The organism is Streptomyces sp. HD (assembly GCF_028369295.1).
Lineage (GTDB): Bacteria > Actinomycetota > Actinomycetes > Streptomycetales > Streptomycetaceae > Streptomyces.
In genome coordinates this window covers 122,046-145,193 of record NZ_JAQMYP010000006.1, presented here as the reverse complement: position 1 = coordinate 145,193, position 23,148 = coordinate 122,046, and the positions used below count along the sequence as shown (strand labels likewise).

The window sequence follows — 23,148 nt, the reverse complement described above, 5'->3', positions numbered from 1 at the left end:
TCAGGGCTGCCCGGACTGGAGGTGTCCCTCCAGTCCGGAGGCCGTCACCAGCTTCTCCTCCGCGAACAGCAGGGTGCCGCGATCGCACAGCCCGGCGTCGGCTCGCGCCCGCGCGGAGAACTCCTCGGGAGTGACGCCGAACAGCTCCCGCAACCGGGCCGAGCCCACCAGGAGTTCGGTGAGCAGCGCACGCTGGCCGGGGTGGGTGCGCGGCGCGCCGGTGCCGTCGTGCAGGACGCCATGGCGGTTGACGTAGGCGAACACGCCCGGGAGGGTGGTGCCGTCCGCCAGGTCGGTCCGCACGTCGGACGCCGGCAGCCAGGCGCGGCCGTAGTTGCCGCGCGGCGCGCGCACTCCCTCGCTCGCGTCGACCACCGCGAGCTGCTCGGCGTCGAGCCAGCTGAGGAACAACTCCCGTACGTGGCCCGGCGCGTGGAACGGCGACGCGGACACGTACCCCATGCGGCTCACATGCGCGGAGACACCCACCTCGATGCCGGTCACCCGTGCCTTCACCATGGGGAGGGGGGAGACGATGCCGAACTCGTCCATCTTGTGGCGGAGTTGGCCGGGACAGGCGTTGGAGCCGACCGCGAGGACGGGCACGCGGTCGTCGTGCACCAGGCTGTCCAGGGGCAGCAGCCGGTTCCCGTCGAGGAGTGCGGAGTCGGACGGCCAGGCGCCCGGGTAGAGCAGCGGATGATCGCGCGGCGCCTCGGCCAGGCCGAGCGCCTCCAAGGAGCGGCCGCCCTCAGGGAGCCACGACCCGCTCGTGCGGTCGTTCATGGCCGGTTCAGTCCGCCGGCGGCAGCTCGCCGGAGCCGCGGGTGACGAGCCGCGTCGGCAGCTCGATGCGTTCGGGGGTGACGAGGGTGCCGTCCAGCTGGCGGAACAGCCGCTCGGCGGCGGTACGGCCGATCGCCGCCGCGTCCTGCGCGACGACCGTGACGCCGGGCTGCAGCAGGTCGGCGAGCTCGATGTCGTCGAAGCCGACGAGGGCGACCCGGCGGGTCTGTTCGGCGAGGACCCGGATCACGGTGACCGTCACCCGGTTGTTGCCCGCGAAGACCGCGGTGACGGGGGAGGGCCCGGAGAGCATCTCCTCGGCCGCCCGGCGCACCCGCTGCGGGTCGGTGACGCCCAGGGACATCCAGGAGTCCTCCACCGGTATGCCCGCGTCCTCCATCGCGGCCCGGTAGCCGCGCAGACGCTCGGCGGCCGTGTGGATGCGGGGCATGTCACCGATGAAACCGATCCGGCGGTGGCCGTGGGCGATGAGATGGGCGACGCCGTCCCGGGCACCGCCGTAGTTGTCGGACAGGACGCAGTCGGCGTCGATCTGCCCGGCCGGGCGGTCGACGAAGACGGTGGCGACGCCCGCCTTGAGCTCGGGCTCCATGTACCGGTGGTCGTCACCGGCCGGAATGATCACCAGCCCGTCCACCCGCCGCGCGCACAACGCGAGCGCCAGCTCCTGCTCGCGGTCCGGGTCCTCGGCGCTGGAGCCGTTGATGAGCAGGGCACCGTGCGCCCGGGCGACCTCCTCCACCGCCCGGCTCAGCGGACCGTAGAAGGGGTCCGCGAGATCCTCCAGGACCAGGCCGATGCTCGCCGTACGGCCCTTGCGCAGCACTCGCGCGCTGTCGTTGCGGCGAAAGCCCAGCGCGTCGATGGCCTCCTGGACCCGGCGCTCCGTCTCCGGGGTGACCCCCGGCTCCCCGTTGACCACGCGAGAGACGGTCTTCAGACCGACTCCGGCACGCGCCGCGACGTCCTTCATGGTCGGACGATTGCCGTAGCGGGCCCCGGAGAGGCGGTCGGCGGGGCGATCGGATCGGCGGATGGCCTCGGGCACGATGCGGTGTCCTGTCCTGTCGTCGTCCAAGCGGATGCGTCGGTTCATGGGGGTACGTCGGTCCGCGAGGATGCGTCGGTCCATGGGGGGTGCGTCGGCCCATGGGTTTGTATGAGGATGTGGCGTCGAGCATAGAGCCTGGACAACGTTGTCAGATCCAGGAGACACTGTCCACCGCAATCTCCGGCCTGCGCCCCCACCGCGAGACCGGCTCGTCCAATTCCCGTGGCCCGCGGGGAGTTCCGAATGGTTGACCGGGAGAACTGACACAGATGCACACCGACCTCGTGGCTGCGCTCGACATCGGCGGCACCAAGATCGCCGGAGCGTTGGTGGACGGTCACGGCACGATCGTGGCCCGGGCCCAGCGTGCGACGCCGGCCCGGGAGGACGGCGAGACGGTGATGCGGGCCGTCGAGGAGGTCGTCGGCGAGCTCACCGGGGCGCCCTTGTGGGAGCGTGCCTCGGCCCTCGGCATCGGCAGCGCGGGCCCGGTGGACGCCTCGGCGGGCACCGTGAGTCCGGTGAACGTGCCCGGCTGGCGGAACTATCCGCTGGTCCGGCGGGTCCGCGAGGCGGCCGGCGGGCTGCCGGTGGAGCTGATCGGCGACGGGGTGGCCATCACCGCCGCCGAGCACTGGCAGGGCGCGGCCCGGGGGCATGACAACGCCCTCTGCATGGTCGTCTCCACGGGCGTCGGCGGCGGCCTGGTGCTCAACGGCCGGCTGCACCCCGGCCCCACCGGCAACGCCGGCCACATCGGCCACATCAGTGTCGACCTGGACGGCGACGAGTGCCCGTGCGGTTCACGTGGCTGCGTGGAGCGCATCGCCAGTGGCCCCAACATCGCCCGGCGGGCCCTGGAGAACGGCTGGCGGCCCGGCCCGGACGGCGACACCTCCGCCGCCGCGGTGGCCGCCTCCGCACGCGAGGGCGACCCGGTCGCCGTGGCCTCCTTCGAGCGGGCGGCGCAGGCCCTGGCGGCCGGGATCGCGGCCACCGCGACCCTCGTGGAGATCGACATCGCCGTGATCGGCGGGGGCGTCGGCAAGGCGGGCGACGTCCTCTTCGTACCGCTGCGCAAGGCGCTGACCGACTACGCCACCCTGTCCTTCGTCCAGCACCTGGTGGTCACGCCGGCCCAGATGGGCACGGACGCGGGACTGGTGGGGGCCGCGGCGGCGGCGCTCGCCAAGGGGGCCGACGCGGCCACGGTCTGACGGCCCCTGGCAGGAACGTTCCCCCGGCTGCCGAGCCCTGTCACCGGCTCGGCAGCCGGAGGCCCGCTCATGTGCTCCGGGCCGAACGGCCGGCCCCTGGCCGGCTCAGCAGCTGAGCCGCGCGTCCGCCCAGTCACCGTGGTCCGACGTGATGCCGTCCCCGCCGTCCGTGACGACGAGCCGCACCACCTGGGCGCCGCGCACGTCGGCCGTGATCGGCTGGGCCGGCATCGCGTTGGTGAGGACTCCGGTCGAGGCGGCCTTGGTGCCGTCCGCCCAGATCTCGAAGGCGACGGTGCCGTCCGCGCCCTCCTCGTCGTCGAGCCCGACCTGTGCGGTGACCGTCTCGCACGCGCCGCCGGCGTAGTACTCGACGGCACTCTCGGCATGCACGCCGAGCCCGTTGCCGTACACCACGCCGCCGACGGTGATGGGTTGGCCGTCACCCACGCCGCTCTCGCCATTGCTGGTGTTGCGTTCGACCGGTCCCCATCCATTGGTGGCCGACAGCCATGGCAGGTCACCCAGCCCGGACGTCCCTGAGGGAGGTGGTGCCACCACACTCGCGGTCAGCGGCAGCGCGTTGTCCACGCGGACCCCGGCCGGTGAGCGGTGACTCGCCTTGAGGGTGAGACCGTACGACCCCGTAGGCGTTCCCTCCGGCGCGGTGACCGCCCATGTCGTACGCAGGGAGCGGCCTGTCGGCAGTGCGGGCGAGGTGGTCGGTGACATGGCCCGGACGGCCCACCCCTCGGGCCCGGTCAGCGCGACGGACACGCGCTGGGCCGGCGTACGCCCGAGGTCGGTGACCGTCGACGTCAGTGTCGCCGTCCGGCCCGCCTCGACGAACGGGCCGCCGTCCAGGCCGAGTTCGACGGCGGGCGGGTACTGCGCCCACTTGGGGTCGGCCCAGGCGCGCAGGAGGACCGTCCCGTGTGCGGGGACGGTCGCGGAGATCGTGCCCGCGGTGTTGTAGCTGCGGTGCTGCCATAGATCGCGCAGCGTGTACGCGTCGGCGGCGGGCAGGCCGACCGCCGCGGCGCTGGTGGAGATGCGCCGGGCGGTACCGGACTCGTTGAACAGGGCCACGGCGCGGCTGCCGTCCCGCATCTCCTTGGCGACGACCCAGCGCCCGCCCTGCGAGGAGATCACCGTGCCCTGCTTGCCCAGCGGGTCCTGGTCGACCGCGACGACCTCGCGGTTGCCGAGGATGTCGAAGGTCGCCGCGGAGGCCGACCTCAGGTCGGAGCCGATGAGCAGCGGCGCGGCCATGATCGACCACATCGAGAAGTGCGAGCGGTACTCGGTGTCCGTCATGCCGCCGTTGCCGACCTCCAGCATGTCGGGGTCGTTCCAGTGCCCGGGGCCGGCGTGCGGCGCGAGCGGCAGGTTCCGCTTCAGGATCGCCAGCATCGAGCCCCAGTTGTCGCTGATGTCACCGGTCGTGCGCCACAGATGGCCGACGTCGGCGGCCCATTCCCAGGGCTTGTTCTCGCCCCACTCGCAGATGCTGTAGACGATCGGGCGACCTGTTTCCTGGGAGGCAGCCTTCAGTGCGTCGCGCATGGTCGTGTAGCGCTGCTTGGCGTCCACGCCCTGGTTGTTGCAGTTGTCGTACTTGAGGTAGTCCACGCCCCAGTCCGCGAACTGCCGGGCGTCGCTGTACTCATGGCCGAGGGCGCCGGGGAAACCGGCGGTGTTGCACGTCTTGGTGCCCGCGCTGGTGTAGATGCCGAGCTTCAGGCCCTTGGCGTGGACGTAGTCCGCGACCGCCTTGATCCCGCCCGGGAAGCGGACCGGGTCGGGCACCAGCTTGCCGTTCGCGTCCCTGGTGAGCAGGGCCCAGCAGTCGTCCAGGTTGACGTACTCGTATCCGGCGTCCTTGAGGCCCTTCTCGACGAAGATGTCCGCGATCCCCTTGACCATGGACTCGTTGAACTCGGCACGGCAGTGCGTGGAGTTCCAGTTGTTGAAGCCCATGGGCGGGGTGAGGGCGAGCCCGTCGTCCAGGGCGGGAGCGGCGGGGTCCGCGGCGGCCGTGGGGACGGCGAGCCCCGCCGCGCACAGCAGACCTGCGGCCAGTGCTCCGACCAGTCTCGTGCGGGTTGTGCGGGTGGGAAGGTGACGCATCGTTACGTTCCTCCGAACCAGCAAAAGGTGGGATGACGGCATGCACGCGTCATGGCGGGGTTCACGGTAGAAGCTGTCGGAGCGTGTTGGAAGTCGCGCGGCAAGGTGTGGATTCCTGAGGGTCTCGGAATGGCTGGCGCGGCAATGTTTTGAACGTGTTCAATTCTTGCGTTAGGCTTGTGCCACACGAGATGGGGGAGTCGATGAAGATAGTGATCCCCGGAGGAACCGGGCAGGTGGGCACCGTCCTGAACCGCGCGCTGACCGCCGCGGGCCATGACGTCGTGGTCCTGACCAGACGGCCCAACCATGACCGGCAGGTCCGCTGGGACGGCGAGACATTGGGGCACTGGGCCACGGTGATCGACGGCAGCGACATCGTGATCAACCTGGCCGGCCGCAGTGTCAGCTGCCGCTACACCGCACCCAATCTGCAGGCCATGATGGACTCGCGGGTCCACTCCACCCAGGTCGTCGGCGAGGCGATCGCCCGGGCCGCCCGGCCGCCCCGGGTCTGGCTGCAGATGAGCACCGCCACCGTCTACGCCCACCGCTTCGACGCGCCCAACGACGAGGCGACGGGCGTCATCGGCGGCGGCGAGCCCGGCGTGCCGGACTACTGGGCGTACAGCGTCGAGATCGCCAGGGCCTGGGAGCGCGCGCAGGAGGAAGCCGACACCCCGCACACCCGCAAGGTCGCCCTGCGCTCCGCCATGGTGATGAGCCCCGACCGGGGCGGCGTGTTCGACGTCCTGCTGGGGCTGGCACGCCTGGGCCTCGGCGGCCCCGTCGCGGGCGGCGGACAGTACGTCTCCTGGATCCACGACCGTGACTTCGTCCGCGCCGTCGACTTCCTGGTCGACCGGGACGATCTCACCGGGCCGGTGAACCTCGCCGCCCCCGAACCGCTGCCGCAGCGTGCGTTCATGCGGGCGCTGCGCTCCGCGTGGGGTGTCCCTGTCGGTCTGCCCGCGACCCGGTGGATGGCGGAGCTCGGCGCGTTCGCGCTGCGCTCGGACACCGAGCTGCTGCTCAAGAGCCGGCGCGTCGTCCCCGGCCGGCTCCTCGACGCGGGGTTCGCCTTCGAGCACTCCCGCTGGCCGGAGGCGGCCGACGATCTCGTCCAGCGGGTGCGGCTGCGCCGGGTCGACCGGCGGCCCGGATCCGGGGTTCCCGCGCTGTCCTGATTGTCCCGAGGTGGGGCGTGACCCCCGGTCCGGTTTCGCAGTTGAACCGGCCATGAAGAAGCGCAGCATGCTCGCCATCGCCTCCCTGGCCACCGGATGCGTCGTCGCGGCGATCACCCCGTCCCACTCTGCCGACCTCTCGGGCACCTCCGGCACCGGGACCCCCGCCGCCGGGATGCCCGACGTCGGCGGTAACACCAAGGTCGCGGGCCTGGACATGGGCGGCCGGAGCAAGCTCGGCGGCCTCAACACGGGCGGTCAGACCAAGCTCGCCGGGATCAGCGTGGACCGGGCCCTGGACACCGTCGGCACGGCCATCAACCGTGAAACGGACAAGGCTGTGAACAACGCCCCCCACGGCAAGAAGCGCTGACGAGCACAATCGACCCGATCACACGGCGCCGGCACCCTCGCACCCGCGAGGGCTCCGGCGCCGTAGTCATGCGCCCTCTACGGGAGCTGGTTTCCGTGGCAGGGTGGAGCGGGCAAGCCACAGGGGGCCAACAGAAGAGGGGGAAACGTGATCGTTTGGATCAACGGCGCGTTCGGTGCGGGGAAGACCACCACCGCACGGGAACTGATCGAGCTGATCCCGAACAGCACGCTCTTCGACCCCGAGGTCATCGGCGGAGCACTCACCCACCTGCTCCCGCCCAAGCGCCTCACCGAGGTCGGCGACTTCCAGGACCTGCCGATCTGGCGGCGTCTCGTGATCGACACGGCGGCCGCGCTGTCCGCCGAGCTCGGCGGGACCCTGGTGGTCCCCATGACGTTGCTGCGCCAGGAGTACCGCGACGAGATCTTCGGCGGTCTCGCCGCCCGCCGTATTTCCGTCCAGCACATCCTCCTCGCCCCGGCGGAAACGATCCTGCGGGAGCGAATAGCCGGGCGGGACGTCCCGCCCGACCTGCCCGACGGCGAGATACGGATCCGGCAGTGGTCGTACGACCACATAGAGCCGTACCGTGCCGCACTCGCCTCCTGGCTCACCGCCGACGCCCATCCCGTCGACAACGGCGGCCTGACACCGTACGAGACCGCCGTCCGGATCGCCGAAGCGGTCGGTGACGGTACGGTCCCCGTCTGCGACATCGTGCAGACACCCGAGCCCACCGCCGAGACCGTCGCCTCCGGGGTGCTGCTCTTCGACGAGCAGGACCGGGTACTGCTCGTCGACCCCACCTACAAGCCGGGCTGGGAGTTCCCCGGCGGGGTCGTCGAACCCGGCGAGGCGCCCGCGCGCGCGGGCATGCGTGAGGTCGCCGAGGAGACGGGGATCCAACTGGACGACGTACCGCGTCTCCTCGTCGTCGACTGGGAGCGGCCCTCGCCTCCCGGCTACGGCGGTCTGCGCCTCCTCTTCGACGGCGGGCGCCTGGACTCCGTGGCGGCCGAGCGTCTGCTGCTGCCCGGCCCCGAGCTGCGTGACTGGCGTTTCGTCACGGAGGAGGAGGCCGCCGATCTGCTGCCGCCGGTGCGCTACGAGCGGCTGCGCTGGGCGCTGCGGGCGCGGGAACGCGGGGCGGCGCTCTACCTGGAGGCTGGCATTCCGACGCCCTGAAGCGCGTCCCGCAGTGCTTCGTGCGGGTACGGGGCGAGCCTGCTCTCGTGCTCCAGCCGGTGCCGGAACTCGTCCATCACAACGGCTCCTCGTGCACGTCGGGCGATGACGCCGGCGGCGGCCTCCGGAATGCCGCCGCCGGGCCTGGCGCCGTCGGCGCAGGCCCGGACGAAGTCGGTCCGCTCCTGCCCCCGGTACCCGTACAGCTCGGTGACGAGCCAGATCACCAGGTACCAGGTGGTGTGGGCGCGGTCGTAGTCACGGTGCCGGGCGAAGAAGTCGCGCTCCTGCCGGGTCAGCGGGAAACGGTCGGAGAGCGCGAGGCCGTAGTCGGCGAGGTAGAGCTGCCCGCCGTCGGTGAGGATGTTGTGGAAGTGGGTGTCGAAGTGCAGGAGTTGGTGGGTGCGCAGGAAGGCGGTGGTGGCTTCGAGGCGCTGTTCCACCAGCGTGCACGCGGCCTGAGCGTCGCCCGTCGCCAGCTGGGTGCCGAGCCAGTCGTGGAGTGTGTGCGGGATGTGCTCCAGGAACAGCGCCAGGCACGAGGAGGCCGTACGGAGCCCCTCGATGCGCTCGCGTACCTGCGGGCCGCCTCCCCAGTAGGCGACGGCCCGCTCCACGTCGGCCAGTTCGTCGGGCAGGGGCTGCGAGGGCTGGGGCAGGATGCGCCAGTGGTGCATGAGGGGGAAGCCCGCGAACCGGCCGGCGACGACCCAGTTCGTCGTCATGGTGTGCACCGCGAGCTCCCGCCAGGCGCCGAGGCCCGGGCTGCCGATGCCGTAGTGGCAGAAGGCGGGCACATCGAAGACGTTGGCCGTCGAGCGGACGTTCTCGGCGAGCAGTTCGGTGTCGGTGAGCCGTACCTGCTTCACGAACACCCGGGCGCCGTTCACCTCGATCACCTTCGTCGGCCCACCGATGCCGGTTCCGGCCGGCGTCCCCTCCGCGACGAGCTGCGCGAGCTCGTGGTCGGAGAGAAGCGCGAGGGACGTGGCGATGTCCGTGTGGGCGCTGAGGCGCGCGGTGCGGGTCATGCACCCATCCTCAGCGCCCGCGCCCTCAACTCGCCGCGTAGTTGCGCAGGAACAGCGCCTCGGCGACCGAAAGGCGCTCCAGCTCCTGCGGGGACACGCTCTCGTTGACGGCGTGGATCTGGGCCTCCGGTTCGCTCAGACCGATGAGGAGGATCTCCGCCTGCGGGTACAGGGCGGCGAGGGTGTTGCACAGCGGGATCGAGCCGCCCTGGCCGGCGTACTGCATCTCCTGGCCCGGGTAGGCCACCGCCATCGCGTCGGCCATCGCCTGGTACGCCGGGCTGCCGGTGTCGGCGCGGAACGCCTGGCCCTGCCCTATCTGCTCGGTGCGCACCTGGGCGCCCCACGGCGTGTGTGCCTCGACGTGCGCCTGGAGCAGCTTGGTGGCCTCGGCCGCGTCCACGCCCGGCGGCACGCGCAGGCTGATCAGGGCACGTGCGCTGGCCTGCACGGACGGGGTGGCGCCGACGACCGGCGGGCAGTCGATGCCGAGGACCGTGACGGCGGGGCGCGCCCAGATGCGGTCGGCGACCGTGCCGGAGCCGATCAGCTCGACGCCGTCGAGGACCTTGGCGTCCTGGCGGAACTGCCCGTCCTCGTACTGCAGCCCTTCCCACGACGCCTCGCCGGTCAGCCCGTCCACCGTGGTCGAACCGTCCTCGGCGCGCAGCGAGTCGAGGACGCGGATGAGGGCGCCCAGCGCGTCGGGTGCGGCCCCGCCGAACTGGCCGGAGTGCAGGTTGCCTTCGAGGGTGTCGATCTGCACGCGCACGAGGGTCATGCCGCGCAGGGTCGAGGTGACCGTCGGCAGGCCGACGCGGAAGTTGCCCGCGTCGCCGATCACGATGGTGTCGGCCGCCAGCAGCTCCGGGTGCTCCTCGGCGTACCGCTCCAGGCCGCCGGTGCCCATCTCCTCCGAGCCCTCGGCGATCACCTTGACGTGCACCGGCACGCCGCCGTTCGCCTTGAGCGCGCGCAGCGCCAGCAGGTGCATGATCACGCCGCCCTTGCAGTCGGCGGCGCCGCGCCCGTACCAGCGGCCGTCGCGCTCGGTCAGCTCGAAGGGCGGGGTGGTCCAGGCGGTCTCGTCCAGCGGGGGCTGCACGTCGTAGTGGGCGTACAGCAGGACCGTCCTGGCGCCCTCGGGCCCGGGCAGGTAGCCGTACACCGACTGCGTGCCGTCGGGGGTGTCGAGCAGCGCGACGTCCTGGAAGCCCTCCGCTGCGAGTGCGTCGGCGACCCAGCGGGCGGCGCCCTCGCTCTCGCTCCTGGGGAACTGGTCGAAGTCCGCCACCGACTTGAAGGCCACCAGCTCGGTGAGCTCCGCCCGCGCCCTGGGCATCATTGAGGCGACGGTCTCGGCGACCGGATTCGACGACATGGGCACGCTCCTTGTGGGTGCGACGTTGTACGTATGAGTGCTGTGATCCTCCCACAGCGGCCTGCGACGATGCCCGCCGTAGGATGCGGGGGACAGCAGCAGACAGCGGCTTGATCGGGAGCAGTAGACCATCGTGAGCAGCGAGAACTCTTCGGCGGACGACGTGCGGCAGGTGTGGGACGTCGTCGTGGTGGGCGCGGGGCCCGCGGGGGCCTCGGCCGCGTATGCGGCGGCGGTCGCGGGGCGGCGCGTGCTGGTGCTGGAGAAGGCGGAGCTGCCGCGCTACAAGACCTGCGGCGGCGGCATCATCGGCCCCTCGCGCGACTCGCTCCCGCCCGGGTTCGAGCTGCCCTTCCGGGAGCGGGTGCACGCGGTCACGTTCTCCAACAACGGCCGCTTCAGCCGTACCCGCCGCTCCAAGCAGATGCTGTTCGGGCTGATCAACCGGCCCGAGTTCGACCAGCAGCTCGTCGAGCACGCGCAGAAGGCGGGCGCCGAACTGCGGACCGGCGTCACCGTGCAGCGCGTCGAGCAGCACGGCTCGGCGGTGCCCGACCGGCGCAGCGTCGCCGTCGTCCTGCAGGGCGGCGAGACGCTGCTCGCTCGGGCGGTCGTCGGCGCGGACGGCAGCGCCAGCCGGATAGGGGCCCATGTCGGGGTCAAGCTCGACCAGGTGGACCTCGGCCTGGAGGCGGAGATCCCGGTGCCGGAGACGGTCGCCGAGGACTGGAAGGGGCGGGTCCTCATCGACTGGGGGCCGATTCCCGGCAGTTACGGCTGGGTGTTCCCCAAGGGCGACACGCTGACGGTCGGGGTGATCTCGGCGCGCGGTGAAGGCGCGGCCACCAAGCGGTACTTGGAGGAGTTCATCGGGCGGCTCGGGCTCGCCGGGTTCGAGCCGAGCATCTCCTCAGGGCACTTGACGCGCTGCCGCGCCGCCGACTCCCCGCTGTCACGCGGGCGCGTGCTGGTGTGCGGCGACGCGGCGGGTCTGCTGGAGCCGTGGACCCGCGAGGGGATCTCGTTCGCGCTGCGGTCGGGGCGGCTCGCGGGGGAGTGGGCGGTCAGGATCGCCGAGGCGCACGACGCGGTGGACACCCGGCGCCAGGCCCTGAACTACGCCTTCGCGGTCAAGGCGGGCCTCGGCGTCGAGATGAGCGTCGGCAAGCGGCTGCTGACGGTGTTCGAACGCCGGCCGGGTCTCTTCCACGCGGCGCTGACCGGGTTCCGGCCGGCCTGGAAGGCGTTCATGGACATCACCCGCGGCTCCACGTCGCTGGCCGAGATCGTCCGCGTCCATCCCATGGCCCAGCGCGCCCTGACCGCGCTGGACCGCCGTGCGGAGCCCGTGGCCGACGACGTCACTTCTTGACGGTGATCCGGAAGACCGGGTGGTCCTGGGCCGCCGCGGCGATCTCCTCGTCGGAGGACTTCGCGGTGACGCCGTTGAAGTACTGGTTGACCTCCCAGCCCCACTTCTCCAGATAGGTCCGCAGGATCAGGAGCTTCTCCTCGTCGGGAAGCTCCACCGCGGCGAACTCACGGACCTTGCGTCCGACCCGCAGCTCCCCGCCGCCGGCGGCGCGCATGTTGCGTACCCACTGGGAGTGACCGCGGGCCGACACGAGGTACTGCGTGCCCTCGTAGGTGTGCGGGTTGACCGGGATGCGCTGCATCCTGCCGCTCTTGCGTCCACGCACGGACATCTCCGCCGTGCCCGCGAGGCTGAGCCCGTGCCGGGCGAGCCAGCCGATGACGCTGTTGAGGCGGACGTTCAGCGCGCTGCCCTTGAGGTAGTACGGCGACGACATGGCGACCCCCGGAGAATGAGTTGAGAGAGCGGTGCTCTCGCTTGAGAGCAGTGTGCACGATTTCGTCGGCCCGAGCAAGAGCGGTGCTCTCGATTGTGTGCACTGCTCTGAGAATCATGGGAGACTGGCGCACATGAGCAGCAGCACCCCACAGGGCGCCCGCGCCCGCGCCCGGATGGAAATCACCGCGGCCATCAAGGACGAGGCCCGCAGACAGCTCGCGGCCGAGGGTGCCGCCAAGCTCTCGCTGCGCGCCGTGGCCCGCCAACTCGGCATGGTCTCCTCCGCGCTCTACCGCTACTTCCCCAGCCGGGACGACCTGCTGACCGCTCTCATCATCGACGCCTACGACTCCCTCGGCGAGAGCGCGGAGGCCGCCCACGGCAAGGCCGCGGACGCCGGGCCCGTGCGGCGCTGGACGGCGGTGGCGGAGGCCGTACGCGACTGGGCGCTTCAGCATCCGCACGAGTACGCGCTGATCTACGGCTCGCCCGTGCCCGGCTACACCGCCCCCGACACCACCGTCCCGGCCGCCTCCCGCGTCGGCCTCCTCTTCATCGGCATCGTCCGCGATGCCCACCACGCCTCTGCTCTCACCGAACTGGCGCCCCTGCCCGCCGAACTGCGTGCCGAGGCCGAGCGCATGGCGGCGGACCTGGCGCCCGACCTCCCTCCGGCGACGGTCGCGGCCCTCGTCGCCGCCTGGGCCGAGCTCTTCGGGCTGGTCGGGTTCGAGCTGTTCGGGCAGTTCCACCGTGTCGTGGAGGACAGGGAGCCGTTCTTCCGGCAGGCGGTGACGCGGCTCGCGCAGGGGGTGGGCCTGGGGTGAGCCGGTGAGAGGGGACGTACTTCGCGGGGAGTACACGTGATCACCACGCGCGGGGGACGCCGCCCGACGGCCATCGCGTCTAGCGTGGCGGCATGGACGAGCAGCAGGCGCGCCCGGGCGGCGGTCCGCCCACGTGGTGGCGGAACGGGCCCCCGATGTGGTGGCGGCACGGGCCGCCGTCGTGGAACCGGGGGGAGGACGGCGCGGAGCGCGCCCCGCGTTTTCCCTGGCGCTCCACCCTGCTGATCACGGTCTTCGTCATGGCCGGCTCGAACTTCGCGTCCCGGGGCCAGCACGGCCGGGAAGACATCGACCCCGTCGCCCGCGTCCTGCTGCTGGTGGCCACGGGGCTGTTGCTGTGGCGCAAGCGGTACCCGGTGGCGGTCGCGTTCGGCACGTCCGCGGCCGCCATGGTCTACCTCGGGGCCGGATACCCCTATGGGCCGATCTTCCTTGCCGTGGCCGTGGCCTGCTTCAACGCCATCGTCATGGGGCACCGCAAGGCGGCCTGGACGGCGGTCGGGGCGCTCTGGATCGGCCACGTCCTGGTGGCCCACTGGCTGTATCCATGGCTGCCGCCGTCCGGTGACCCGGCCGCCCCCTGGGGGCAGGAGGGCGTGATCGCCGCCTGGGTCGCGGCGGTCGTGGCGGTGTCGGAGCTGGCCAGGACCCGGCGCGAGCAGTGGGCCAAGGAGCGGGCCGAGCGGGCGCAGGCGGCGCGGCGGCGGGCCGACGAGGAGCGGCTGCGGATCGCCCGCGAGCTGCACGACGTCCTCGCGCACAGCATCTCCGTGATCAATGTGCAGGCGGGCGTGGGCCTCGCGCTCCTCGACACCGACCCCGAGCAGGCACGCTCGGCGCTCACCGCCATCAAGGCCAAGAGCAAGGAGGCGCTCGGCGAGGTCCGCCAGGTCCTCGACACCCTGCGCACCCCCGGCGACGCGCCCCGCACACCGGCCCCCGGCCTGGACCGCCTGCCCGAACTGGTGGAGCAGGCGGCCAGCGCGGGCCTCACCGTCGAGGTCGAGGGCGAGCCGCCCCGCCTGTCGCCCGGCACGGACCTCGCCGCCTTCCGGATCGTCCAGGAGGCACTCACCAACGTCGTACGCCACTCGGGATCGCGGCACGCGCGCGTGCGCCTCGATCGGGACGACGGCACGACGCTACGGTTGCGTATCGACGACGACGGTCCGGCGAGCGGCGCCGACGCGGGCGGCAGCGGCAACGGACTCGCCGGAATGCGGGAGCGGGCGGCGGCGCTGGGTGGCACGATCGAGGCGGGCCCGCGCGACGACGGAGGGTTCCGGGTGCTCGCCGTACTGCCGTTGAAGACTGCCGCCGAGGTCAAGGAGGACCGGTGATCCGCGTACTGCTCGCCGACGATCAGTCACTGGTGCGGGCCGGTTTCCGGGCACTGCTCGACGCGCAGCCCGACATCGAGGTGGCCGGGGAGGCCGCCGACGGCGAGGAAGCCGTGCGGGGGGTGCGTGAACTGCGGCCCGACGTCGTCCTGATGGACATCCGGATGCCACTCCTCGACGGGCTCGCCGCCACCCGCCGGATCACCGAGGACGACGCCCTCAAGGGCGTGAAGGTGGTCATGCTCACCACCTTCGAACTCGACGAGTACGTCTTCGAGGCCATCCGCGCAGGCGCCTCCGGCTTCCTGGTCAAGGACACCGAGCCGGAGGAACTCCTGCGCGCGGTAAGGGCGGTGGTCGAGGGCGACGCACTGCTGTCGCCGGGGGTGACCCGGCGGCTGATCGCCGAGTTCGCCGCCCGCTCCAAGGAGCCCGCGGCCGCCGACACCCTCGGCGAACTCACCGAGCGCGAGCGGGAGGTCATGGCGCTGGTCGGCATCGGCCTGTCCAACGAGGAGATCGCCCGCCGCCTGGTGGTCAGCCCCCTCACCGCGAAGACCCACGTCAGCCGCACGATGGTGAAGCTGGGCGCCCGTGACCGGGCCCAACTCGTCGTGCTGGCCTACGAGTCGGGGTTGGTGCGCCCGGGCTGGCTCGGCTGAGAGCCCTGCCGGAACCGCACCAGCACACTGACGACCCGGGCGAAGAACAGCACGACCGCGACCGTGGCGCCCACCCCGACGAGGGTGCCGCGCGTACCGTGCGACACGTCGAAGACGAACGCCGGCCCGGCGACCGCCCCGAACAGCACTGCCGCCGCGAACGCGGCACTGAACAGCGCGTACCCGATCTCGACGGTGATCGCGTCCCGCTCGGCCTGCCCGCGCCGTCCCCCGTAACTCTCCATCCCCTGAGTCAAACAGCCGTGCGCCCGGCGCGGCAAGTCGCTGCACCGGGCGCACGCAGGAGGCGGTCCCCCTAGTCACGGACCGCGACGCGCTCCGCTTCCGCCTCCTTCGCGGTGGACCTGGCGACCACGACGGTCGGTCGGCTGCGCCGGGTGCGCAGTCCGGTGAGGGCGATCAGGAGGCCCACGACCGCGATCACGGTGATCACGACCAGAGCGGGCAGGTAACTGTCCAGGACCGCCTGCGGGGACGCCGGATCCTCCGGCGCGTTCGCCGTCAGGACCGCCGTCACGACCGCCAGGAACAGCGCGCCGCCCACCTGGACCGAGGTGTTGAGCAGCCCGGAGACCATGCCCTGCTCATGCTCGTCGACGCCGTTGGTGGCCTGGACGTTGAGCGAGGGGAACGTCAGCGCGAAGCCCGTGCCGACCAGCAGCATGGTGGGCAGGATCACCGCGGCGTAGACCGGGTCGAGATCGATCCGCAGGAACAGGAGGTAGCCGACGACCAGCGCGGCGAACCCGATCGCGATCAGCCGTGCCGTGCCGAACCGGTCGATGATCGCGCCGACCTTCGTCGCCGACAGCGCCACGAGTGCGCCCGCCGGCAGGAATGCCAGCGCGGTGTGCAGCGCCGACCAGCCGAGCAGCTGCTGCATGTAGAGGGTGACCAGGAACTGGAACCCGATATAGCTGCCGACGAACGTCAACGCGCCCAGTTGGGCCCGGACCTGAGGCCCGGAGCGCAGCACGCCGAGCCGGATCAGCGGGCTCGGGCTGCGCCGCTCGACGAGGACGAAGGCCGTCAGCAGGACGGCGACGGCGGCGAAGGACACGATCGTACGGGGCGCGGTCCAGCCCACCTCGGGCGCTTCGACGACGGTGAAGACGAGCAGCAGCATCGAGGCCGTGCCGAGGACGGCGCCGGGGATGTCGTAGCCGCCGTCGGCCCGTTCGCGTTCGCTGCGCGGCAGCAGCTTCAGGCCGACGGCCAGGGCGATCAGCGCGATCGGCGCGGGCAGCAGCATGGTGAAGCGCCAACTGGCCTCGGTGAGCAGGCCCGAGAAGACGAGCCCCATCGAGTAGCCGGTGGCGCCGCAGGTGGTGTAGATCGAGAGCGCGCGGTTGCGCAGCGGGCCCTCGGCGAAGGTCGTGGTGATGATGGACAGGCCGGCGGGGGCGGTGAAGGCGGCGGCCAGGCCCTTGATGAAGCGGCTGGCGATCAGCAGCGGACCCGAGTCGACGAGCCCGCCGAGCAGTGAGGCGAGCGCGAAGACGGCCAGGGCCACCAGGAACACCTGGCGTCGGCCCAGCAGATCGGCGGTCCGTCCGCCGAGCAGGAGCAGACCGCCGTAGCCGAGGATGTAGCCGCTGACGATCCACTGCAGGGTCGACGTGGACAGGCCCAGGTCGGCGCCGATGGACGGCAGGGCGACACCGACCATGGACACGTCCAGCGCATCCAGGAACATCGCGGCGCAGAGCACCAGCAAGGTGCCCCAGAGGCGAGGCGTCCAACGGTCCTCGGAAGCGGGGTTGGTGAGCGGAGAGGTCATGGCGAAGACAGTACATGCGCATGCATCGAATGCAAGCGCATTTAATGCTGGTGCAATGAACTAGTATCTCTGCTACGGTGCGCCCATGGCGGCGAAGAAGGCCGAACAGGCGCTCGTGGACCAGTGGCGGGACATCCTGGCCCTGCATGCGCGCACACAGTGCGAACTCGACCGCGCCCTGACCCAACACGGCCTGTGCGCCAGTGACTTCGAGGTGCTGGACGTGCTGGCGGACGGCTGCTCGTACCGCGTCCAGGAGATCTCCGAGCGCGTCCATCTCAGCCAGAGCGCGCTGTCGCGGCTGATCGCCCGGCTGGAGAAGGACGGGCTCGTCGAGCGCGGCATGTGCGCGGAGGACCGGCGGGGCGTGCGCGTGTGCCTCACCGGCAAAGGGCGCACGCTGCACGGCGAGGTGCTGCCGGTGCAGCGCGCGGTGCTGACGAGGATGCTGGCGAACTGATCCGACGTCAGCTCCAGGTCACGGCGGACTTCTCCCGCCACAGCGCGGCGACCGAGGCGTCGCCGGTCACCTGCGGGAAGGGCAGCCGGTTCCACAGCGACAGGTAGAGCTGCCCGGCCGGCCCGGTGAGCTCGCAGTCGGCCCCTCCCGCATCGTCCGGCTCGGCCACGGGCGGCTCCTGCGACAGCCGTACGGTCCATACGGCGCCGTCCGTGTCCGTCGCCCGTACCCTCAGCACCCGGGGTTCGGCGCTGCGGACCCGGCTCTTGGGGCGGGCGTGGAAGGCGCGCAGCAGCTCGTCGATGCCGTCGGCCGCGAAGCCGGGGTCGATCGGGGTCGGTGTCCCGCCGCGTGCCGCCTCGGCGTCGAAGCGGTGCACGGTCGTCTCGTGGGCCTGTCTGCGCGCCCAGAACGCCAGCGGTGACGGGGCGGGCAGGAAGTGCCAGCACTGGACGTCCGCCGGGGCGCCCGCGAGCGTGCCGACCAGGTTGCGGTGCCCCTCCCGGAACCAGGCGAGCAACTCGGCGCCGTCGAGGTCGGGCAGACCGGCGTCGGCCTGGTAAGAGGTGTGCTTCTCGGCGACGAACGCCGCCGCCCAGCGGTGCACCATCCCCGTGTGCCGCAACAGATCCCGCACCTGCCACCCCGGACACGTCGGCACCTCGGCCCCCGTCCCGGCCTCCTCGGCGGCTGCCGCCAGCAGGGCACCCTCGCGGTCCAGGGTGCGAACGAACTCGGTTGTCTCCATGGAGGTGAGTGTGACGGACGACGTAAGGATTCCGTCATCACGGTCGGCGTCCATGGTGTGCCCCGTGGCCGTTGAATGGGTGCGTACGGGCAGCTCTCAGGAAGCGAGACGGGTATGGGACGGGTGCGGAAGGCGCTGGGCAGGCCGCTGGGCATCGGAGTGTCGGCGCTGATGGTGGCCGCGGGCGGCTTCGGGCTGTACTGGTTCCAGCCGTGGAAGCTCTGGCAGGACGAGACCGTTCAGGAGGCCCTGCCCGGCGCGGTGGCACCGGCCGACGCGACCTCGCCGGCGCCCGGGCCGAAGACGCTGGCCGACGGTGAGCTGATCAGCCATGAGCACGAGACGTCGGGCACCGTGAAACTCGTACGGCTGGCCGACGGCTCCCATGTCGTACGTCTGGTGAACCTCGACACGAGCAACGGCCCGGACCTGCGGGTGTGGCTGACGGACGCGCCGGTGAAGGAAGGGGTGGCCGGGTGGCGGGTCTTCGACGACGGCGAGTACGTCAGCCTCGGCAGGCTCAAGGGCAACAAGGGCAGCCAGAACTACGTCGTACCGAAGGACGTCGATCTCGACCGCTACGGCAGCGTCAGCATCTGGTGCGACCGCTTCGACGTGTCCTTCGGGGCGGCGGAACTCGTGCGCGTCTGAGGGGCGTTGACGGGGCCGGTCAGCTCGATGTCGTGCGGCGCGTCGCCACCCCGATGAGTGTGGCGATCGCCGCCAGGACCGCGACGCTGGTCAGGGCGACCGGCAGGGAGAACCAGTCGGCCATGAAGCCGATCGCGGGTGGGCCGAGGAGCATGCCGCCGTAGCCGAGAGTGGAGGCGGTGGCGACGCCGTCGGGGCCGGCGAGGGTGCCCGCGCGTTCGACGGCCACGGGAAAGAGGTTGGCCAGGCCGAGCCCGGTGACCGCGAAGCCCAGCAGCGCCGCCCAGAGGGAGGGCGCGAGGGAGCCGAGGAGCATGCCGGCCGCCGCGGTGGTGCCGCCCGCGATGACGGTACGGCCGTGGCCGAGCCGTTCGAGGAGGGTCGTACCGGTGAGCCGGCCGATGGTCATGGCCAGCGCGAAGCAGGAGTAGCCGGCGGCGGCGACGCCGGGCGAGGCGTGGAGGTCCTGTTCGAGGTGCAGGGCGCCCCAGTCGGCCATGGCGCCTTCGCCGTACGCCGTGCACAGGGCGATCAGGCCGAAGACGATCACCAGCCCGCGTGTGCGGGCGTCCGGGCGGCGTGGGGTGCCGCGTTCGGGGCGGGTGGGTCGCGTGGTCGTCGGCGGTTCGTGGCGCAGCAGCACGCGGCCCGCCGCGACCGTCACCAGCAGCCCGATCACGGCGAGGCCCAGCAGATGCCGGGTGGGGGAGAGGGCTCCCGCGACCAGCCCGCCGAGTCCCGCGCCGACCATGCCGCCGAGGCTGAACGCCGCGTGGAAGCTGGGCATGATCGGTCGGCGCAGAGCGGCCACCAGGTCGACGGCGGCGCTGTTGAAGGCGACGTTGATGCTGCCGTAAGCGGCGCCGAAGAGGAGGAGCACGGCGCCCAGGGCGACTACGGAGTGGGTGAGCGGGGGCAGGGCGACGCTCAGGGAGAGGAGTACGGCGCACACGACGGTGACCTGGTGGGTGCCGTAGCGGCGGCAGAGGCGGCCGGTGAGCGTCATGGTGAGGACGGCGCCCGCGGAGACACCGAGGAGGGCGAGGCCGAGGGCGCTGGCGGAGGCGCCGGTCTGTTCCTTGATGGCGGGAATGCGCACGACCCAGCCGGCGAAGAGGAAGCCGTCGAGGGCGAAGAACGTGGTGAGGGCGATACGGAGGCGGGTGAGGTCGTTCGTGGAGCCCGGCACGGCACTGTGCGATCGGGTTTTGTTTATTTGCGGCACAAAGTCAGGCTAGGGGGGTCCGGCGGACGGGGCAAGGGGGCTGCCGGAGGGCACCGGACCGCCCTGCCCCCTCCCGGAACGCGACCTCGGGATGGTCGGCAGTGGGCCCATCGAGGATCGGCTGAGGTATGCCCCGCAGGTGGAGATCGAAGAAGGCGGCCACGTAGTCGCGGGTGATGTGCCACCCGCGCACTCCCGAGAGCGGAACTGCCGGGTCCGACAGTCCCAACTGGCCTGCCAGATACGGAAGATCGGTGAAGGAGAAGTGTTCGGCTCCGGTCACGGTCAGCCAGCGTCTCCAGCCTTCAGGTGGCTCCAGGCATCGGGCCAGTCGGCGTCGTCGCTGTCGGGGCTGTGCGTGGACTCGGCGCCGACGATCATGAACGGGCGTCGGCCGAGCCCTGCCGCGGCAGGGTGGACGAAGAAGTCACCGTCAAGATCGACCCCGGCACGCACGCGATCGTCCGCGGACATGGTCGCCGCAGCCGCCGCTCCACCGATCGAATGCCCCGCGATCCCGATACGGCGAGAGTCGATCATGCGGGACAGCATCCCGGCTCTCCGGTGGTTCGTGAGTTCGTCGATCACGAAGGACAGGTCCTCGGCCCGGCCACGCACGACGGCCGCCTCCTCCTCAGGGGTGTCGACTTGTTCGCATGCCGCACAGGTCAGCAGCCGGTCTCCCGGGAATTCGGTGCCGATGGACTCGTGGGCGTGATCCACGGACGCGACGACATAGCCGCGGCCGGCCAGATCATCGGCAAGCGCGGTGAGCGTGCTGCGCGGCATCGAGAAGCCGGGAGAAAGCAGCACCAAGGGGAAGCGGCCCGGCGCCGGGGAAGCGAAGTCCTGCGCATGGGTACGGGTTCCCGCGACGGTTGTCGCCGGAACGATCCCGCCGAGTCCCCTGGCCTCCAAAAGGAGTCGTGCCTCGTCGGCGGTCATGTATGCCGCCGGTGGGCCACCGGTCGAGCGCGCGGGGCAGGACACGGACACCATCAGTTCCCGGTTCCCCGCCGTCGGCACCCAAGGGTCGGCGCGACGCGGATCGACCAGGTGCAGGACATGGCGGCCCACGAGGTGAGGGCCGACGGGAAGGGGTAACTCCAGTTCGCGCGCATACGCACCTCGGCTCGGGGTGTGCACAACGTGAGCCGAGGAGGCAGGGGCGGCGCCCAGGAGCGGAACGGACAAACCGAAAGTGAGCAGAGTGGCCAGGGCTGCCCTGCGTGATCTTGTCGTCATGTCACCGAAGCCAGACCTCGGACTTTCTCAAAACGTCGGCCCGCGGCGGTATTCAGGCATGCGCCCACAGAGTGACCTTCGTACGCCGGGTGTCACCACAGGATGAGAGCAGAGGCCGCACACCGCGGGCCGTTCGCCCGGACGACTCCAGGGGCCGCTGCCCTACCGGCGTCCCCCGGCGCCCCCGCACCTGGATACGACGCCGACATCTCCCTGGTCGACCCGGACCGCATCTGGAGTCGGCCGGGAGTACCTGATCACCGGGCGGTCCCGGATTCTCACTCCGCGTAGCGGAATTCGAGCGCGTCGGGTGAGCAGGAGGTCACCGGATGCCCGCTCACCCGGTGCCACGGCGCACCCCTGCCGCGCCCTGACTGTCCGGCGGCCGCCCGAAGTGCCACTCTGGGACAAGAGGCAACCGCCGAGGGAACTCGGGAGGGGCACGATGGGACGTGATGTGCCGGCCCTGGTGTTCACGCGGGAGGACCGCCGCCGATACCGGGAGAAGATGCACACCTGCCTCGATGTGCTGGCGCAGATGCTGCGCGAGTCGACCTTCGAGAGCGAGCGCCCCCGGGTCGGGCTGGAGATCGAGCTCAACCTCGTGGACGGCGACGGGCGCCCCGCGATGCGCAACACCGAGGTGCTCCAGGAGATCGCCGACCCCGCCTGGTCCAGCGAGCTGGGCCGCTTCAACCTGGAGATCAACATTCCGCCCCGGGAACTGACCACCGGTGGCCCCGGCGCCTGGGAGCAGGCGATCCGCGACGCGCTCAACCACGCCGAGGAACGTGCCTCGGCCGTCGGCGCGCACCTGATCATGGTCGGTATCCTGCCGACCCTGGGGGAGTCGGACGTCGACGAGCGGGCCCTGTCCGGCGACCCCCGGTACCGGCTGCTCAACGAGCAGATCTTCGCGGCCCGCGGCGAGGACCTGCGGATCACGGTGGACGGCGTGGAGCGCCTGGCGACGTACGCCGACACCATCACCCCCGAGGCCGCCTGCACCAGTACCCAGTACCACCTCCAGGTCTCGCCGAAGGACTTCGCGGACTACTGGAACGCCGCCCAGGCCGTCGCGTCCGTACAGGTCGCGCTGGCCGCCAACTCGCCGTTCCTCTTCCGCAAGGAGCTGTGGCGCGAGACCCGTATCCCGCTGTTCGAGCAGGCCACCGACACCCGCCCCCAGGAGATCAAGGCCCAGGGCGTACGCCCCCGGGTGTGGTTCGGCGAGCGCTGGATCACCAGCGTCTTCGACCTGTTCGAGGAGAACGTGCGCTACTACCCGGCGCTGCTGCCCCTGTGCGACGACGAGGACCCTCAGGAGATGCTCGACCGGGGCGAAGCTCCCCAACTGGGCGAACTGACGCTGCACAACGGCACGATCTACCGCTGGAACCGGCCCGTCTACGCCGTCACCGAGAGCGGCCCGCATCTGCGCATCGAGAACCGGGTCCTGCCCGCCGGCCCCACCGTGGCCGACATCATCGCCAACGGTGCCCTCTACTACGGCCTGACCCGCGCCCTGGTCGACGAGGACCGGCCGATCTGGACGCGGATGTCGTTCTCGGTCGCCGAGGAGAACCTCCACACCGCGGCCCGCGACGGCATCGACGCCCGCCTGTACTGGCCCGGCATGGGCGAAGTGCCGGTCACCGAGCTGGTGTTGCGACGCCTGCTGCCGCTGGCCCACCGGGGCCTGGAGCTGGCCGGCATGGACGCGGCGTGGCGCGAACCGATGCTGGGCATCGTCGAACAGCGCTGCGTCACCGCCCGCAACGGCGCCCTGTGGCAGGCGGAGACGGTCCACCACCTGGAGAAGGGCGGCGCCGACCGGGAAGAGGCGCTACGGCAGATGACCACGACGTACATGGACTACATGCATCTGAACGCGCCCGCGCACACGTGGCCCGTGGACTGAACGCCCTTGGACTCAGCCTCCTGGTGGAATCAGCCCTCCTGGACTCAAGCCTCCTGGACTCAAGCCTCC

At 71.5% G+C, this 23,148-nt stretch carries 21 protein-coding genes and 1 pseudogene; 11 read left to right on the top strand and 11 right to left on the bottom strand.

The annotated features are described in order from the left end of the window. Both POF73_RS08335 and POF73_RS08330 read right to left on the bottom strand, forming a co-directional pair. Complete coding sequence (locus POF73_RS08335; protein ID WP_272113884.1) at positions 1-786, bottom strand: hypothetical protein; 786 nt, start codon at positions 784-786, stop codon at positions 1-3. A gap of 7 nt (positions 787-793) precedes the next feature. Further along, positions 794-1,903, bottom strand: coding sequence for a LacI family DNA-binding transcriptional regulator (locus POF73_RS08330; protein ID WP_272113883.1), 1,110 nt, complete (start codon positions 1,901-1,903; stop codon positions 794-796). 224 nt (positions 1,904-2,127) lie between these two features. Here POF73_RS08330 and POF73_RS08325 point away from each other — a divergent pair, with 224 nt between their 5' ends. After that, entirely contained in the window at positions 2,128-3,075 is a 948-nt protein-coding gene (locus POF73_RS08325; RefSeq protein ID WP_272113882.1) for an ROK family protein, read from the top strand. 105 nt (positions 3,076-3,180) lie between these two features. Here the strand turns inward: POF73_RS08325 and POF73_RS08320 are convergent, their stop codons facing one another. Continuing rightward, on the bottom strand, positions 3,181-5,205 hold the full coding sequence (locus POF73_RS08320; RefSeq protein WP_272113881.1) for an NPCBM/NEW2 domain-containing protein: 2,025 nt from the start codon (positions 5,203-5,205) through the stop codon (positions 3,181-3,183). Positions 5,206-5,408: 203 nt separating this feature from the next. Here POF73_RS08320 and POF73_RS08315 point away from each other — a divergent pair, with 203 nt between their 5' ends. The 3 genes from POF73_RS08315 to POF73_RS08305 all read left to right on the top strand — a co-directional run bounded on the left by POF73_RS08315 (position 5,409) and on the right by POF73_RS08305 (position 7,953). After that, the gene (locus POF73_RS08315) at positions 5,409-6,392 is read left to right on the top strand and encodes a TIGR01777 family oxidoreductase (protein ID WP_272113880.1); all 984 of its coding nucleotides are present in this window, start codon (positions 5,409-5,411) and stop codon (positions 6,390-6,392) included. A 112-nt stretch (positions 6,393-6,504) separates the two neighbouring features. Then, positions 6,505-6,765 carry a hypothetical protein gene (locus tag POF73_RS08310; RefSeq protein WP_272114000.1) on the top strand — a complete coding sequence of 87 codons (261 nt, stop codon included), beginning with the start codon at positions 6,505-6,507 and terminating at the stop codon, positions 6,763-6,765. Positions 6,766-6,912: 147 nt separating this feature from the next. Then, on the top strand, positions 6,913-7,953 hold the full coding sequence (locus tag POF73_RS08305) for an NUDIX hydrolase (protein ID WP_272113879.1): 1,041 nt from the start codon (positions 6,913-6,915) through the stop codon (positions 7,951-7,953). Here the strand turns inward: POF73_RS08305 and POF73_RS08300 are convergent. Both POF73_RS08300 and POF73_RS08295 read right to left on the bottom strand, forming a co-directional pair. Continuing rightward, on the bottom strand, positions 7,923-8,984 hold the full coding sequence (locus POF73_RS08300) for a protein kinase family protein (RefSeq protein ID WP_272113878.1): 1,062 nt from the start codon (positions 8,982-8,984) through the stop codon (positions 7,923-7,925). The genes POF73_RS08305 and POF73_RS08300 overlap by 31 nt on opposite strands. Positions 8,985-9,009: 25 nt before the next feature. Then, a complete protein-coding gene (locus POF73_RS08295; protein ID WP_272113877.1) occupies positions 9,010-10,365 on the bottom strand; it encodes a dipeptidase in 1,356 nt (451 codons plus the stop codon). A gap of 133 nt (positions 10,366-10,498) precedes the next feature. On the opposite strand from POF73_RS08295, the gene POF73_RS08290 reads away from it, so the two are divergent. After that, complete coding sequence (locus tag POF73_RS08290; RefSeq protein ID WP_272113876.1) at positions 10,499-11,737, top strand: geranylgeranyl reductase family protein; 1,239 nt, start codon at positions 10,499-10,501, stop codon at positions 11,735-11,737. Here POF73_RS08290 and POF73_RS08285 read toward each other — a convergent pair. Next, the gene (locus POF73_RS08285; protein WP_272113875.1) at positions 11,727-12,176 is read right to left on the bottom strand and encodes a nitroreductase/quinone reductase family protein; all 450 of its coding nucleotides are present in this window, start codon (positions 12,174-12,176) and stop codon (positions 11,727-11,729) included. The genes POF73_RS08290 and POF73_RS08285 overlap by 11 nt on opposite strands. A gap of 133 nt (positions 12,177-12,309) precedes the next feature. On the opposite strand from POF73_RS08285, the gene POF73_RS08280 reads away from it, so the two are divergent. The 3 genes from POF73_RS08280 (at position 12,310) to POF73_RS08270 (ending at position 15,028) form a co-directional block, all read left to right on the top strand. Further along, a complete protein-coding gene (locus POF73_RS08280) occupies positions 12,310-13,005 on the top strand; it encodes a TetR/AcrR family transcriptional regulator (RefSeq protein ID WP_272113874.1) in 696 nt (231 codons plus the stop codon). A 92-nt stretch (positions 13,006-13,097) separates the two neighbouring features. Beyond that, the gene (locus tag POF73_RS08275; protein ID WP_272113873.1) at positions 13,098-14,366 is read left to right on the top strand and encodes a sensor histidine kinase; all 1,269 of its coding nucleotides are present in this window, start codon (positions 13,098-13,100) and stop codon (positions 14,364-14,366) included. After that, positions 14,363-15,028 carry a response regulator transcription factor gene (locus POF73_RS08270; protein ID WP_272113871.1) on the top strand — a complete coding sequence of 222 codons (666 nt, stop codon included), beginning with the start codon at positions 14,363-14,365 and terminating at the stop codon, positions 15,026-15,028. The genes POF73_RS08275 and POF73_RS08270 overlap by 4 nt, the downstream gene beginning before the upstream one ends. Here the strand turns inward: POF73_RS08270 and POF73_RS08265 are convergent. After that, positions 14,989-15,273 (bottom strand): DUF6332 family protein, encoded by a 285-nt coding sequence (locus tag POF73_RS08265; RefSeq protein WP_272113870.1) that lies wholly within the window; start codon positions 15,271-15,273, stop codon positions 14,989-14,991. The two genes, POF73_RS08270 and POF73_RS08265, sit on opposite strands and share 40 nt — an antisense overlap. A gap of 71 nt (positions 15,274-15,344) precedes the next feature. Continuing rightward, positions 15,345-16,829 (bottom strand): MFS transporter, encoded by a 1,485-nt coding sequence (locus tag POF73_RS08260; protein WP_272113869.1) that lies wholly within the window; start codon positions 16,827-16,829, stop codon positions 15,345-15,347. Positions 16,830-16,914: 85 nt separating this feature from the next. Between POF73_RS08260 and POF73_RS08255 the strand changes: the two genes are divergently transcribed. Beyond that, entirely contained in the window at positions 16,915-17,289 is a 375-nt protein-coding gene (locus POF73_RS08255) for a MarR family winged helix-turn-helix transcriptional regulator (RefSeq protein ID WP_272113868.1), read from the top strand. 7 nt (positions 17,290-17,296) lie between these two features. Here the strand turns inward: POF73_RS08255 and POF73_RS08250 are convergent, their stop codons facing one another. Then, positions 17,297-18,037 (bottom strand): maleylpyruvate isomerase family mycothiol-dependent enzyme, encoded by a 741-nt coding sequence (locus POF73_RS08250; RefSeq protein WP_272113867.1) that lies wholly within the window; start codon positions 18,035-18,037, stop codon positions 17,297-17,299. A gap of 114 nt (positions 18,038-18,151) precedes the next feature. Here POF73_RS08250 and POF73_RS08245 point away from each other — a divergent pair, with 114 nt between their 5' ends. Further along, the gene (locus POF73_RS08245; RefSeq protein WP_272113866.1) at positions 18,152-18,688 is read left to right on the top strand and encodes a DM13 domain-containing protein; all 537 of its coding nucleotides are present in this window, start codon (positions 18,152-18,154) and stop codon (positions 18,686-18,688) included. Positions 18,689-18,707: 19 nt separating this feature from the next. On the opposite strand, the gene POF73_RS08240 is transcribed toward POF73_RS08245, so the two are convergent. Beyond that, positions 18,708-19,877: an MFS transporter gene (locus POF73_RS08240; RefSeq protein ID WP_272113865.1), complete on the bottom strand. Its 1,170-nt coding sequence runs from the start codon at positions 19,875-19,877 to the stop codon at positions 18,708-18,710. Between the two features lie 40 nt (positions 19,878-19,917). Then, positions 19,918-21,158 (bottom strand): annotated as a pseudogene (locus POF73_RS08235) (alpha/beta hydrolase family protein). Positions 21,159-21,603: 445 nt separating this feature from the next. Here POF73_RS08235 and POF73_RS08230 point away from each other — a divergent pair. After that, positions 21,604-23,079, top strand: a complete 1,476-nt coding sequence (locus POF73_RS08230) for a glutamate--cysteine ligase (protein ID WP_272113864.1) — start codon at positions 21,604-21,606, stop codon at positions 23,077-23,079. Positions 23,080-23,148: the final 69 nt, after the last annotated feature.

Bases quoted from the DNA above. Each gene is read 5' to 3' on its own strand.
- POF73_RS08230 (WP_272113864.1), top strand. From the start codon at position 21,604: ATGGGACGTGATGTGCCGGCCCTGGTGTTCACGCGGGAGGACCGCCGC.
- POF73_RS08255 (WP_272113868.1), top strand. From the start codon at position 16,915: ATGGCGGCGAAGAAGGCCGAACAGGCGCTCGTGGACCAGTGGCGGGAC.
- POF73_RS08320 (WP_272113881.1), bottom strand. From the start codon at position 5,205: ATGCGTCACCTTCCCACCCGCACAACCCGCACGAGACTGGTCGGAGCA.
- POF73_RS08300 (WP_272113878.1), bottom strand. From the start codon at position 8,984: ATGACCCGCACCGCGCGCCTCAGCGCCCACACGGACATCGCCACGTCC.
- POF73_RS08285 (WP_272113875.1), bottom strand. From the start codon at position 12,176: ATGTCGTCGCCGTACTACCTCAAGGGCAGCGCGCTGAACGTCCGCCTC.
- POF73_RS08295 (WP_272113877.1), bottom strand. From the start codon at position 10,365: ATGTCGTCGAATCCGGTCGCCGAGACCGTCGCCTCAATGATGCCCAGG.
- POF73_RS08315 (WP_272113880.1), top strand. From the start codon at position 5,409: ATGAAGATAGTGATCCCCGGAGGAACCGGGCAGGTGGGCACCGTCCTG.
- POF73_RS08275 (WP_272113873.1), top strand. From the start codon at position 13,098: ATGGACGAGCAGCAGGCGCGCCCGGGCGGCGGTCCGCCCACGTGGTGG.
- POF73_RS08335 (WP_272113884.1), bottom strand. From the start codon at position 786: ATGAACGACCGCACGAGCGGGTCGTGGCTCCCTGAGGGCGGCCGCTCC.
- POF73_RS08265 (WP_272113870.1), bottom strand. From the start codon at position 15,273: ATGGAGAGTTACGGGGGACGGCGCGGGCAGGCCGAGCGGGACGCGATC.
- POF73_RS08325 (WP_272113882.1), top strand. From the start codon at position 2,128: ATGCACACCGACCTCGTGGCTGCGCTCGACATCGGCGGCACCAAGATC.
- POF73_RS08280 (WP_272113874.1), top strand. From the start codon at position 12,310: ATGAGCAGCAGCACCCCACAGGGCGCCCGCGCCCGCGCCCGGATGGAA.
- POF73_RS08260 (WP_272113869.1), bottom strand. From the start codon at position 16,829: ATGACCTCTCCGCTCACCAACCCCGCTTCCGAGGACCGTTGGACGCCT.
- POF73_RS08330 (WP_272113883.1), bottom strand. From the start codon at position 1,903: ATGAACCGACGCATCCGCTTGGACGACGACAGGACAGGACACCGCATC.
- POF73_RS08245 (WP_272113866.1), top strand. From the start codon at position 18,152: ATGGGACGGGTGCGGAAGGCGCTGGGCAGGCCGCTGGGCATCGGAGTG.
- POF73_RS08250 (WP_272113867.1), bottom strand. From the start codon at position 18,037: ATGGAGACAACCGAGTTCGTTCGCACCCTGGACCGCGAGGGTGCCCTG.